Origin of the sequence: Sediminibacterium soli (genome assembly GCF_009939225.1) — a bacterium.
Taxonomy (GTDB): Bacteria; Bacteroidota; Bacteroidia; order Chitinophagales; family Chitinophagaceae; genus Sediminibacterium; species Sediminibacterium soli.
Genome location: NZ_JAACJR010000008.1, coordinates 1,502,153 through 1,514,809 on the forward strand (window position 1 = coordinate 1,502,153; position 12,657 = coordinate 1,514,809).

Sequence of the window (12,657 nt, forward strand, 5' to 3'; positions counted from 1 at the left end):
GGTCAGCCGGCCGCAGTCAGGGGCAGTACATATTTTCTCCCTGTTTGTCTTTTCCCTTTTCACTTTAATTACCTTTGCCGTTCAATTATCAGCCATGACCATTCACCGGGAAGGATATAAAACGATCGCGATTACGGCGCTTTTATTCGGGATATTCAATCTTATCTCATTTACCTTTTTAAGCAGCACGCTTTCCTGGCTGGCGATGGCCTTGTTTGTACTCACGCTCGGACTGTTCTTGTTCATCGTTTCGTTTTTCCGCATACCGGAGCGCGCACTCAGTACCGGCGAAGAAAAGATCATCTGCCCGGCAGACGGAAAAGTGGTGGTGATAGAAGAAGTGGTGGACGAAGAGTATTTTAAAGACAGGCGCATCCAGGTGAGCATATTCATGAGTCCTGCCAATGTTCACGTAAACCGCAACCCCGTCAGCGGGGAAGTGGTGTATAACCAGTACCACAAAGGAAAATACCTGGTGGCCTGGCATCCCAAATCGTCTACCGAAAATGAGCGCTGGAGCGTGGTTACCCGCAATACGCACGGCGAGATCCTGTACAAACAGATTGCGGGGGCACTGGCCAAGCGTATCTGTAATTATACCAAAGTAGGCCAGCAGGTGCTGCAGGGAGACGAATACGGCTTTATCAAATTCGGCAGCCGCGTAGACATTCTTTTACCGGTCGGTACCAGAATCGATGTACAGCTTAACCAGGCGGTACAGGGTGGGGTAACCGTGCTGGGGCGCTGGTAAACCGCCGCTGGTACATTTTAACATTTGCGATAGGCATATCTGCTTATTTTCAGTACCAATAAAACACAACGACATATGAAAAAACTGTTTACACTGGCCACTGCCGCAATGCTGATGACAGGCTTCGCTTTTGCACACGAAGGAGACAAGGACAAGAAAAAAGACAAATGCTGCAAAGACGGAAAGGAATGTAAAAAAGACGAAAAGAAAGAAGCGAAAGAGTCGGCAAAAACGGTAAAGGCAACAGCCAAACCGACAGCCAAAAAAGCTTAAATAACGATCCCGCCTCCCGGCGGGATTTTTTTTGTTCCATACGTTTATCGCGGACGTCAACACCCGGCCCGGACCGCTTGGTCCCGGATAGCCGCAACACTATAATATCTGCTCCAGCTCCCGCAAATGATACACCGTGTAGGTGGGCTTTATATGCGGCTCTATGTTGAGATGGTTTACAAAAATGGTATCCATTCCTGCGTTGATGCCTCCCTGTATATCCGCATCCAGGTTATCGCCGATCATGATGCTTTCTTCGATCCTGGCGCCGGTTTTCATGATCGCGTAATCGAAAATGGCTTTATGGGGTTTCAGGCTGTTGCAACCTTCTGATGTGATCACTTCCCCGAAGAAACCATCGATGTTCGCATTCCTGATCTTGTGGTGCTGGATCTGTTCAAAACCATTGGTGACAAGGTGCATCCTGTACTGTTTGTTCCGCAGGTAGGTAAGTATTTCCAGGGTATAGGGAAAAAGGTTTTTCCGCATGGGCAGGTGGTCGAGGAACTGAACAGACATCTTCCGCGCCAGCGGTTCATCCGCCAGTTTGAAATCGAGCATGGCCAGCCACATCCTTTTCCAACGCAACTCATCCTGTTTGATAAAGCCTTTTGTATACCTGTCCCACAACCGTTCGTTATGATGGCTGTACCGCTCGAAAAAAGCCCCGAAATCGCCGATGCCTTTTTCGTTCAGCGCATTCTGCTCATACAGCGTGGCCAGCGTTTCTTTTGCATTCGTTTCAAAATCCCAAAGCGTATGATCGAGGTCGAAGAATAAGTGGCGGTATTTCATGGGTGCAAAGTAAGGATTAATGATTAGGGATTAGGATTAGCGGATTGGTGGATTATGGATTAGCGGATTAGGGATGCTGTTTTGCCGGCCTATTTTCCGTCTCATTTGGCGGTTGAAAATCTGTGAAATCCACAATCCGCCAATCCGTAATCCCCCCATCGGGCCGAGTCGGTAAAATTGGCTTACTTCGCATATCATCATTATTATATCCGGATGAATATTGTTATTACCGGCGCATCAAAAGGAATCGGGTTGGCTGTGGCGGAAGTTTTTGCCGCAGAGGGGCATACGCTTTTACTCTGCAGCCGGGGTGAAAAGAACCTGTATGATGCAGTGGCAGGACTGCAATTCGGTTATCCGCAGTGCACCGTAAAAGCCAGGCCTGCCGATATGAGCGATGCTGGCGAGGCAAAAGTTTTTGGCGAATGGTGCCTGGAACAGGGAACTCCGGATATCCTCGTCAACAATGCCGGCCAGTTTCTTCCCGGCAGCATTTACAGTGAAACGGAAGGCACACTGGAAACCATGATGGCCGCCAATGTGTACAGCGCCTATCGTCTTACCCGCCTGCTGCTGCCATCCATGATGGCAGCAGGAAAGGGACATATTTTCAATATCTGTTCCATTGCTTCCCTGCATGCCTATGCAAACGGCGGCAGTTACAGCATCAGCAAATTTGCCCTGCTGGGCTTCAGCAAAAACCTGCGCGAAGAACTGAAACCGCATCATATTAAGGTAACAGCGGTTTGTCCGGGTGCCACCATGACGGCCAGCTGGGATGGCGCGGGCATTGATCCGGCGCGTATCATGGAAGCAGCCGATATTGCCCGCATGATCCATGCAGCTGCCAGCCTTTCTCCGATGGCTGATGTGGAAGACATCATTATGCGGCCGCAGCTCGGGGATCTTTAAGGGTTGAACCGAGCATCTGCCGCCGGCTTACCAATTCTTTAACAGTTTAGCCCGTCAATCTTCTCCCGGATACATAGTTTCATATTACGATAACACTGTCCTAACATTCGCTTCATATTGGGGTTTGAGCTTTGCTAAACCCCATAGACCATGGAAAGAAGACAAGTGGATGTTGTGGTGATGAGCGATCTGCATCTGGGTACCTACGGATGCCATGCGCGTGAGATCGTTAACTATCTCAAAAGTATACAGCCCCAGATACTGGTGCTGAACGGGGATATCATCGATATCTGGCAGTTCAGCAAACGCTATTTTCCCGTATCGCATATGCAGGTGCTGAAAGAGATCATGCACCTGCTCAGCAAAGGCACGCGTGTTATCTACATTACCGGCAACCATGATGAAGCCCTGCGTCGCTACAGCGATATGAACATGGGCAATTTTCAGCTTACAGACAAACTGGTGATGGAGATCAACGGCAAGATGACGTGGATCTTTCATGGCGATGTATTCGATGCCACCACAAAGGGCAGCGCCAAACTGCTGGCCAAACTGGGCGGACATGGCTACGACCTGCTTATACTGATCAACAGCTGCATCAACCGCATACTGAAACTGATGGGCAGGGAGAAAATGAGCTTCAGCAAAAAAGTGAAGAACAGCGTGAAAAAAGCGGTTGCCTGGATCGGTGATTTTGAACAGACCGCTGCCGAACTGGCCATCGAAAAGAAATACGATTATGTGATCTGCGGGCATATTCACCAGCCGCAAAAAAGAGAGGTGGTAACCGGGGACGGTAGCGTGGTATACCTGAACAGCGGCGACTGGATCGAGAACCTCACTTCGCTCGAATACAGCAACAACGAATGGACCATATTCCAGTACGAAGAGAAAGACTTTGTGAAAGCGGCCGCACCCGTGGTAATGATGGAGAAAAAACTGCCGCAGCTGAACGTGGTAACCGATGAGGTTTCCCTATTTCTTCACTCACTTGTTATGCATTCATGAAAATACTGTACTCCATACAGGCCACAGGTAACGGGCATATTGCCCGCGCCATGGAACTGATGCCCTACCTGCAGCAGTACGGGCAGGTGGATGTGTTTCTCAGTGGAAGCAACAGCAACCTGCAGCCCGATCTTCCTGTGAAGTACCGCAGCAGGGGTGTCAGTCTTTTCTACGGCAATACCGGCGGACTGGATTATCTCCGCATGTGGAAAGAATTCAGCCTGAAACGCATCTGGAAAGAAGCAAAGGACCTGCCGGTTGAACAATACGATATTGTGCTGAACGATTTTGAGAGCATCACCGCACTGGCCTGCAGGCTGAAAAAAGTTCCGAGCGTGGGCTTTGGACACCAGGCCAGTTTCCGCAGCAGGTTTACACCCAGGTCTGCTAAAAAAGATATGGCCGGTGAGATCGTATTACAGCACTACGCAACGGCTTCAGACTATGTAGGACTGCATTTTAAGTCGTACGATTCGTTTATCGTGTCGCCTGTTATCAAGCAGCAGATACTCCAGGCCGATGCCGCCGATAAAGGACATATCACTGTCTACCTGTCACATTACAGCGATGAAGTGGTGATAAAAGCGCTGCAGAAAATAAAGGAAATCCGGTTTGAAGTGTTTTCCAAAAAAGTGCGGGCGATAACCGCGCATGGAAATATTACATTGATCCCCGTAAGCAATGACGCGTTTACCCGCAGCCTGATCCATTCACATGGCGTGATCACCGGCGCGGGCTTTGAAACGCCTGCGGAAGCATTGTATCTTGGCAAACAGCTGCTTTGCCTGCCGATCAAAGGTCAGTATGAGCAACTGTGTAATGCGGCTGCCCTGAAGGATTTCAATGTAACCGTTGTTGATAAGATCGATGAATCATTTGCGGCGCATGTGCAACACTGGCTGCAGCATTCAGCCGTTACCCCGCTGGCACTGGCACAGGATACCAGGCAGATCGTTCAGCTGGCAATGGATAAAGGAAGGGAGTTAAAACACCAGTTCACCGTACATGAACCGTTACTTACCGAAGAGGATTTGGCGGTGATGTATCCATGAGTTTCGCCACAGATTACACAGATTTTCACAGATGAGTTGCTCAGGCGTTTTCGCCGGTCAGCAGTACCTGCCAGGCCTCGTTTATTTTTCCCTGGCTCAGGAGGGCTGCGGCATATTTATGGAGTTCTTTTTCCATTTCTGCAGGGTTTACAGAATAGTACTGGATGATCTCCTGCAGGTGTTTGTCTTCAAAAGAGGGATCAACTACAGGCACTTCATGTACATTGCCCAGCATGCCCAGATGATTGCCGGTCAGCAATAAGCTGTTACGTATACTGGCAGGCAGACAATCCACACCGATTCCGACCTGGGTATTGGGTTTAGGCACTTTAAAAAGACTGGATTCATCCACCCTGCAATACCAGTCGCCGCCGAGCCGCGCCACCAGCTGCAGTTTTCGCTGGTCGATCATTTTTCGTTCTTCATCGAGAATACTGTCATCCACATGCATACAGAGCACTTCGGCAATAACCAGGTTACCTGCCCCGCCTTCATTGCCCAGGCTTTTTACTTCATTAATCCGGCATTCGAGTTTGATCTTGGCCTCTTTGACCATGGGCGGTTTTACCATCGAAGCCGGCTCCCGGGTAAATCCTGCTTTTATAAACTCGTCCACGTTCTTCGGAAACTCGCAGCTTGCCAGGCTGGTTTGCTGCACCATGGAATAATCCACCATATTAATCACACATTCCGGCACCTGCAGGATGTTCTCCAGCGTGTGTTTGGTGGTATTGTCGCGCATACGTCTCGAGGGAGAAAATACCACAATGGGCGGCCTGGCAGAAAAAAGATTGAAAAAACTGAATGGACTCAGGTTCACATTGCCGGCCTCATCAACCGTACTCGCAAAACAGATAGGCCTCGGCGCCACAGCGTGCTGGAGCCATTGTTGGGTTTCACTTCCCGGAATATCCTGAAAACGAATTGTCATTGATTACGGATTTGCGGATTATGGATTCGCGGATTTTTTTAAATACTGGATAAATCCACCGATCTTCTTACCGATACGCAGAGAACGGTTGCTAAAATACTCATAAGTGGGCTGAACGATCATTCCGGCCTTACTTAGTATTGTGAACTGGTTAAACAACTCTCCGGAAGAACCTTTGGCATACAGCAGGAATCTTATAAAGATCCGGTTGTTCTGATATTCAAACCCTTCCGCAATATTGTTTGAAATAGAGGCCACGGCCGCTCTTATCTGATCCTTCATGCGATAATCTGTCCGCAGCTTTCCAACCTCACAGAATTTGTACACTTCGGTGGCAAAGTCAACGGCTTCAAGCCAAAGCGGCATGTCTCTAAATGATAGATATCGTGTCATAAACAAATTCAATCCGCGAATCCATAATCCGTAAATCCGTGAATTTGTTTTCTAAAATAGGCAACAATACGCTGCTGGCATCAGGTATTTATACCCTACTTCTTCCTGCTCAGGATGGAGAAATCGCTTTCTTCACGGACGATGGTGTTGTGCAGGATACCGAGGGCTTCTATTTCCATTTCTACGGTGTCTCCTTCCTGCAGCCATTGCTCCTGGTAATTGGGATCGGTGAGTTTGCCCGTGCCGTTGAGCTCGAGAAAACAACCGGTGCCAACCGTTCCGCTGCCGATCACATCGCCCGGATAAATATCTGCCCCATACGCACAACGTTCTATGATCTCGGCAAAGGTCCAGTCCATATCCGCCAGGTTACCCCTGCTTACCTGTATGCCGTTCACTTTACAGGTCATGGGCAGGTTCCAGTTCTTACCGGTATGTCCTTCCCTGCAGGAAACTTCAAAGGGTTCCAGTTCATCAAGCGTAACCAGGCAGGGACCCACGGCGGTTGCAAAATCTTTTCCTTTGGCCGGGCCCAGGTTCAGCAGCATCTCCTCCATCTGCAGTGTTCTTGCGCTCATATCGTTCATGATCATCAGTCCGCCGATAAAAGCATCCGCTTCTTCTGCGCGGATATTCCTTCCGTGTTTGCAGATCACAACAGCAGCTTCGAGCTCAAAATCGAGTTTGGCAAAATGATCCGGCATGCATTTTACATCGCCGGCGCCCTGTATGCTGTGGTGGTTTGTAAAATAAAAGATAGGGTACTGATCAAACTCCGGTATCATATCCAGTTTACGGTTCCTGCGCGCCGCAGCCACATGCTGGCGAAACGCGTAGCCATCCCGGCAGGAAGAAGGAAAAGGAACCGGCGACAGCAGGGGCAGTCCCTCTATGGCGATGCCGTTGTCCTTACTCGTTCTCCCGTTTCTGATCGCCTCGTTTACCTTCTGCGCCACGGGGAACATATCGTCCCAGTAGTGCAGGAACATATTCATGCTGTTCGGCAATTCCGGGTGAACCAGGTCGCAGTCGTACAGCAGGCCATCCACCAAAAACGCAAGCTGGTCGCGGCCATCATTGAGATAAGAAACAAGCCTCATAAAAATATTTGTGGCGAAAATAAGAAGATGGGGGTGAATGGGAAAAGTGAAATACCCGGACAGGCAACCGGCTGCCATTTGTTCACCAACGTTCCTCCTCCGGTATTTCACTGTCAGGCCGGAAAGCTTCCCTGGCCAACCGGCTTTGCTGCATGCGTTCGATCAGCAGCGCCGCTATCATGGTGCCCGCATCCGATGCGGGATTTTCGGTAAGTGCGTGTTTGATTTTTTCCTCGCTTACATCCAGCCGGTAAAGAAGCTGTACCAGTTGCGAGAAATCCTTTTCGATCAGCTCATTCACAAACTCAGCCAGCTGCTCGGGCGAGCGTTTCTCCAGTGCAAGCAATTCATTATCAGGCTCCATACCTAAATTTACGGATCCCCCAAGAAACCTGCGGGTCTTTTCCAACCTTTTTGCGGTGGCGGTCTCTTATACCCGTGTCAGGAACACAAACCAGGTCCGCCATGCGTAAGTTGCACACCCTTGTATCGTTTGCCATCATGATCGCCATAACACTGGTGGTGCTGGGTATGTTCCGGAGCCACCGGTCAAACCGCGGTGAAACCCGTTTCCCCGCTTCCGTAAGCCTGTACACCGAAACCGCGGGCCGGGTATTTTTAAGTATCTGAAAATTGGCTATTTTTAAGCCGACACCCCCGCAATAAAACCGTTCCCATCACCGGTTACCGGTTTCCACTACCGCTTATGAACAAAATGATCCTTTTGGGGTGTCTGCTTCTGCTCGGCATATCGGCTTATGCGCAGCACGGCAGCGTCAGCGGCAGGATCACAGACAGCACCGGCAAAAACCCGCTGGCACTGGGTACCGTCAGCATTTTTAAAGCAAAAGATACCGTACTGGTCACCTACCGCCTCAGCAACGACAAAGGCGAATTCAGCATAGGCACACTTCCGGCCAATATACCGCTTCGCCTGCTGGTAAGTTTTGCGGGTTACGAACCCTGGCGCAAAGAGTTTACACTTGCCAAAAACGGTGTATTGAACCTGGGTAATATTAAAATGGTGAGTTCGGCGCTGCAGCTGGATGAAGTGATCGTGATAGCCGAAAGACCGCCTATTGTGGTAAGAAAAGACACGGTTGAATTCAATGCAGCCTCTTTCAAAACATTGCCCAATGCCGTGGTGGAAGACCTGCTGAAAAAATTACCGGGTGTATAGATCGATCAGGAAGGGAATATTCTGGTGAACGGCAAACGCGTAAACAGGATATTGGTTGACGGAAAAAGTTTTTTTGGCAGCGACACCAGGATGGCCACCAAAAACCTTCCCAGCGAATTCATCGACAAAGTGCAGGTGACCGATGACAAAGACGAAATAGCCCGCAACAACGACGGCGACCTGAGCAATGCGGGCAAGGTCATCAACCTTACCATGAAAAAACATATAAAACGCAAATGGTTCGGAAAACTGTCGGGCGGACTCGGCACCGACGAACGTTATACACTCAATGCCAGTATGAATATTCTGCGGGATACTTTCCAGTTGAATATGCTGGGGAGCGCCAATAATTTCAGCGGCAACGGACAGGGTTTTACGCCCGCCACGAACCAGAATGCCTCGGTGAATTTCAATTACACACGATCAAAATCCCTTTCTTTCTCCGGGCAGTATGCTTACCGGGCCAACAGCAGCGACCTGTTTTCGAGGAACGAGACACAGCGTTTTATCGGCGATACCGTTGTGATCACGCATAGCCAGAGCCAGTCGCTCAACAGCGGCGGTTCACACAATGTTTCTCTTGGCGGCAACTGGCGGGCAGACAGTCTTACCAATCTGGATTTCAGGATATCGTATGGCCGTAATGAAAACAGTTACCGCACCACTTCGCAGGTGCTTATCGACAACAATTTTCTCGGCAGCCTCAGCAGGGGTAATAACCTGAACAGGAATGGGTCAACAGGCGAGAACATCAATCAAACCGCTTCGATCAGTTACCGTTTCCGGAAACACCGGGGAAGATCGGTTTCGTTCTCGGAATCGTTTTCCTATAACTATTATCCCTCCGATATGCTTACCGAAAGCAATAACGAGCTTTACTATCCCGCCGCCACCACTAAAATCATCAACCAGCTGCGCAGCACCAATTCGCCTTCCACCCTGTTTAGTGCAACCGGCACTTACAGCGACCAGCTGACAAAAAAATGGACCTTGCGCGCCAATTCGCGTTTTGAATACAGCAAGCGCCTGCAGGACCTGCTTACCTATGCCCGGGGCAACAGCAATAAATACGACAGTCTCGACAACCTGCTCAGCAACAGTCTTAACCGCGAGCATATGCTGTGGAGCAATATGGTGGGCCTGGGATACCGCATCAACAAAGTAACGGTAAGCCTGAACGGAACATGGACACAGCAGTGGGTGGATAACCATTTTGGCATTGGCGGATTGTATTCGGCGAGGCAGTATTATTCCAACCTTTTTCCCTCGCTGACAGTGAACTGGGCGCGTATTAATTTTACAATATCACAAAACCTGAGTGTGCCGAATATCGGCCAGCTGACCCCGGTTCCGGATAATTCAAACCCGTACTATATACGTTATGGCAACCCCGATCTGCTGCCAACCAAACAGACCTCTTTTAACCTGAACGGAAGTATTTACAATGTGAAAACGAGTTTCAATGTATCCGGCAACCTCAATGCCTCTTTTACCAACGATGCGGTTATACAGAAATCAGTGCTCAGCAGCAGCGGTGTGCAGACCAGTATACCGGTAAACGCAGACGGGTTGTTCAGCTCGTATGCCTACCTGATGGCTTCGAAACAATTTCGCTCCAAACAAAAATTCTTCCTGACACTTAGCGGATCACTGTCCGCCAATATCAGTCGTTCGCCGATTTATTTCAATGGTGTGCAAACGATCGCCGATAACCTGAATATCGGTCCTTCGCTGACGGTGGCGCTCGACTGGAACGAACGAGTGCTGTTCAATCCCAGGTATACCATAAACGTCAATAAGAGCAGCTATTCCAGCCAGCAGTTCAACAAAGTGAGCATCGTTACCCATGATGTTGGCGGTGATATTACGCTCAGGCCCACCAAAAAGATCATCCTGCAATCCAATGCCAGTTACCGGTACAACGGGCAGTTTGCATCGGGCAGCAACAGGAGCATCATAAACTGGAATGCCTCCGTAAGCACCCTTTTGTTCAAAGAAAGCCAGGCGCAGCTCAAACTGGATATTTATGATGTGCTGAACAACAGCAGCAATTTCTACAGTTTTATCAGTGCCAATTCGATCGTAAAAGGACAATCAACGGTTTTGCAGCGGTTCTTTATGCTTTCGTTCGTATACAATATCAAACCTGTTACCGCAGCCCGGCCCGGGCGCGCCTTACCCGGCCCGGTGACGATGATGCATGCCTATTGATTTTCGCCGGTTGAAAGATCACGTCAGTTACTGTAAAGGCCGTTACCTGTATTTCTCCATCACCCCCAGCCCGAACAGGGCAAAATCGTATTTGACAGGGTCGGCTGCGTCAAGTGTGCGCAGGCAGGCAGTGAGTTCAACGGCGGCCTGCCAGTTAAGCTGGTTACGCTGCAGCAGACCGAAGTGTTTTGCCACTCTGGCCACATGCAGGTCGATGGGACAGATCAGCTGTGCGGGATGTATCTTTTTCCAGATACCGAAATCAACGCCTTGTTTGTCCCGGCGCACCATCCAGCGCAGGTACATGTTCAGGCGTTTGCAGGTAGAGCCTTTATAGGGCGTGGAGATATGTTTCTTTGTTCTCGCGGGTGCGTCTTCCAGCGAAAAAAAATATTCATGGAAATGAATCAGCGAGGTTTCCATGAACCGGTCCGCATCTCCGGCAGGCGCTCTCAGAAATGCCGGTTCAAGCGATGTATGGGCACCGTAATGGTGTTTGAGGAAGGCGATAAAATACAACAGGTCTGTTGCGTTAAAGGTACGGTGCCTGAAAGCAAGCAGTTTTTTGAGGTCATCCGCAGAATGATGCAGACAGAAATCGTAGGGCGCATCATCCATCAACTTCATCAGTTCTCTTGTCTTATTGATGATCGTGGTACGGTTACCCCAGGCAAATACCGCCGCAAACAAACCGCTGATCTCGATATCCTGTTTCCCGGTAAAAAGATGCGGTATGCAAACAGGGTCGTCCTTGATAAAGGCAGGGCGGTTGTATTGGGCCGCTTTCTTATCAAGAAACGAACGAAGTTGCGAAGAACGGTACATACGATGCGCGGTTTCCGGTTGGCGATTACGGGTTGTGTACGATACATGCGCGTACTGCTTACTGCCTGCTGCTTACCCGATCGCGCGGTTCAGATCCTCTATCAGGTCTTCCGCATCTTCCACGCCTACGCTGAGACGGATAAGACTGTCGCTAAGACCGTTTTTGATCCGTTCTTCCCGGGGTATGGACGCATGTGTCATGGATGCGGGATGGTTGATCAGCGATTCCACACCGCCAAGGCTCTCGGCAAGGGCAAATACGCGGGTTGACGATAATACGCGTTTTGCATTGTCAACGCTGTCGTCTTTCAGCGTAAAACTCATCATACCACCGAAGCCGCGCATCTGTTTGCTGGCAACGGCGTAGCCGGGATGATCCTCAAAACCGCACCAGTATACCCTGCCCACTTTGGGATGGTTACGCAGGAAATGCGCCACCTTCTCACCATTTTCGCAATGCCGTTGCATACGCAGGTGCAGGGTTTTGATACCGCGCAGCACCAGAAAACAATCCATAGGCCCCGGAACGGCGCCGCAGCTTTTCTGGATAAAATACAGTTGTTCGCGAAGGTCTGCATCATTCATCACCAGGCAGCCCTGTATCACATCGCTGTGACCGCCGAGGTATTTGGTGGCGGAATGCATTACGATATCCGCGCCGAGGTCAAGTGGATTCTGCAGGTAGGGAGAGGCAAAGGTATTGTCTACGCAAAGCCATACGCTGTTCTTTTTGGCAATGGCGGCCACCGCGGCAATATCGGTGATATTCATCAGCGGGTTGGTGGGTGTTTCTATCCACAGCAGCCTGGTTTGTTTGGAAATGGCTTTCTCCACTTCCGCCAGGTTGCTGGTATTCACATAGGTGAACCGGATGCCGTATTTGGCAAACACTTTTGTAAACAGGCGATAGGTGCCGCCGTACATATCATTGGCCGCGATCACTTCGTCGCCGGGCGATAACAATTTGATCACCGCATCGGTGGCGGCAACACCGCTGCCGAACGCGAGTCCGAATTTTCCATTTTCTATCTGCGCATAGGCATCTTCCAGGGCCTTGCGGGTGGGGTTCTGGCTGCGTGCATATTCAAATCCTTTGTTCACACCCGGTGCTTCCTGCACATAGGTAGAGGTCTGGTAGATGGGTGTCATGATTGCACCGGTGGAAGGATCGGGTTCCGTACCGGCATGAATGTATTTGGTGCCAAGTTTCATAGTATATGATTAAA

The 12,657-nt window shown here is 49.9% G+C and carries 15 protein-coding genes; 8 read left to right on the top strand and 7 right to left on the bottom strand.

The features are described 5' to 3' along the window. The first annotated feature begins 94 nt into the window (after positions 1-94). Together GWC94_RS13495 and GWC94_RS13500 are read left to right on the top strand one after the other, a co-directional pair. Positions 95-751, top strand: coding sequence for a phosphatidylserine decarboxylase family protein (locus GWC94_RS13495; protein ID WP_161835538.1), 657 nt, complete (start codon positions 95-97; stop codon positions 749-751). A 75-nt stretch (positions 752-826) separates the two neighbouring features. Continuing rightward, positions 827-1,024 (top strand): hypothetical protein, encoded by a 198-nt coding sequence (locus GWC94_RS13500; RefSeq protein WP_161835539.1) that lies wholly within the window; start codon positions 827-829, stop codon positions 1,022-1,024. Between the two features lie 99 nt (positions 1,025-1,123). Here GWC94_RS13500 and GWC94_RS13505 read toward each other — a convergent pair whose 3' ends face one another. Further along, positions 1,124-1,819, bottom strand: a complete 696-nt coding sequence (locus GWC94_RS13505; protein WP_161835540.1) for a YjjG family noncanonical pyrimidine nucleotidase — start codon at positions 1,817-1,819, stop codon at positions 1,124-1,126. Between the two features lie 213 nt (positions 1,820-2,032). On the opposite strand from GWC94_RS13505, the gene GWC94_RS13510 reads away from it, so the two are divergent. The 3 genes from GWC94_RS13510 (at position 2,033) to GWC94_RS13520 (ending at position 4,791) form a co-directional block, all read left to right on the top strand. Beyond that, the gene (locus GWC94_RS13510; protein ID WP_161835541.1) at positions 2,033-2,731 is read left to right on the top strand and encodes an SDR family oxidoreductase; all 699 of its coding nucleotides are present in this window, start codon (positions 2,033-2,035) and stop codon (positions 2,729-2,731) included. 150 nt (positions 2,732-2,881) lie between these two features. Further along, positions 2,882-3,739 (top strand): UDP-2,3-diacylglucosamine diphosphatase, encoded by an 858-nt coding sequence (locus GWC94_RS13515; RefSeq protein WP_161835542.1) that lies wholly within the window; start codon positions 2,882-2,884, stop codon positions 3,737-3,739. Further along, positions 3,736-4,791, top strand: a complete 1,056-nt coding sequence (locus GWC94_RS13520) for a glycosyltransferase family protein (protein WP_161835543.1) — start codon at positions 3,736-3,738, stop codon at positions 4,789-4,791. The genes GWC94_RS13515 and GWC94_RS13520 overlap by 4 nt, the downstream gene beginning before the upstream one ends. 40 nt (positions 4,792-4,831) lie before the next feature. Here the strand turns inward: GWC94_RS13520 and GWC94_RS13525 are convergent, their stop codons facing one another. From GWC94_RS13525 to GWC94_RS13540, 4 genes are all read right to left on the bottom strand, one after another. After that, a complete protein-coding gene (locus GWC94_RS13525) occupies positions 4,832-5,722 on the bottom strand; it encodes a flavin reductase family protein (protein ID WP_161835544.1) in 891 nt (296 codons plus the stop codon). Between the two features lie 18 nt (positions 5,723-5,740). Then, positions 5,741-6,088, bottom strand: a complete 348-nt coding sequence (locus GWC94_RS13530) for a four helix bundle protein (protein ID WP_161835545.1) — start codon at positions 6,086-6,088, stop codon at positions 5,741-5,743. Between the two features lie 122 nt (positions 6,089-6,210). Continuing rightward, entirely contained in the window at positions 6,211-7,215 is a 1,005-nt protein-coding gene (locus tag GWC94_RS13535; RefSeq protein WP_161835546.1) for a fumarylacetoacetate hydrolase family protein, read from the bottom strand. An 82-nt stretch (positions 7,216-7,297) separates the two neighbouring features. Further along, a complete protein-coding gene (locus GWC94_RS13540) occupies positions 7,298-7,579 on the bottom strand; it encodes a hypothetical protein (RefSeq protein ID WP_161835547.1) in 282 nt (93 codons plus the stop codon). A gap of 101 nt (positions 7,580-7,680) precedes the next feature. Between GWC94_RS13540 and GWC94_RS13545 the strand changes: the two genes are divergently transcribed. From GWC94_RS13545 to GWC94_RS16875, 3 genes are all read left to right on the top strand, one after another. Beyond that, positions 7,681-7,845 carry a hypothetical protein gene (locus tag GWC94_RS13545; RefSeq protein ID WP_161835548.1) on the top strand — a complete coding sequence of 55 codons (165 nt, stop codon included), beginning with the start codon at positions 7,681-7,683 and terminating at the stop codon, positions 7,843-7,845. Positions 7,846-7,939: 94 nt separating this feature from the next. Next, the gene (locus GWC94_RS13550; RefSeq protein ID WP_161835549.1) at positions 7,940-8,395 is read left to right on the top strand and encodes a carboxypeptidase-like regulatory domain-containing protein; all 456 of its coding nucleotides are present in this window, start codon (positions 7,940-7,942) and stop codon (positions 8,393-8,395) included. A 24-nt stretch (positions 8,396-8,419) separates the two neighbouring features. Beyond that, positions 8,420-10,606: an outer membrane beta-barrel protein gene (locus GWC94_RS16875; protein WP_161835550.1), complete on the top strand. Its 2,187-nt coding sequence runs from the start codon at positions 8,420-8,422 to the stop codon at positions 10,604-10,606. Positions 10,607-10,648: 42 nt separating this feature from the next. Here the strand turns inward: GWC94_RS16875 and GWC94_RS13560 are convergent, their stop codons facing one another. Both GWC94_RS13560 and GWC94_RS13565 read right to left on the bottom strand, forming a co-directional pair. Further along, positions 10,649-11,431: a TIGR02757 family protein gene (locus GWC94_RS13560; protein ID WP_161835551.1), complete on the bottom strand. Its 783-nt coding sequence runs from the start codon at positions 11,429-11,431 to the stop codon at positions 10,649-10,651. A 72-nt stretch (positions 11,432-11,503) separates the two neighbouring features. Further along, positions 11,504-12,643: a cystathionine gamma-synthase gene (locus tag GWC94_RS13565; protein WP_161835552.1), complete on the bottom strand. Its 1,140-nt coding sequence runs from the start codon at positions 12,641-12,643 to the stop codon at positions 11,504-11,506. Between the last annotated feature and the right edge of the window lie 14 nt (positions 12,644-12,657).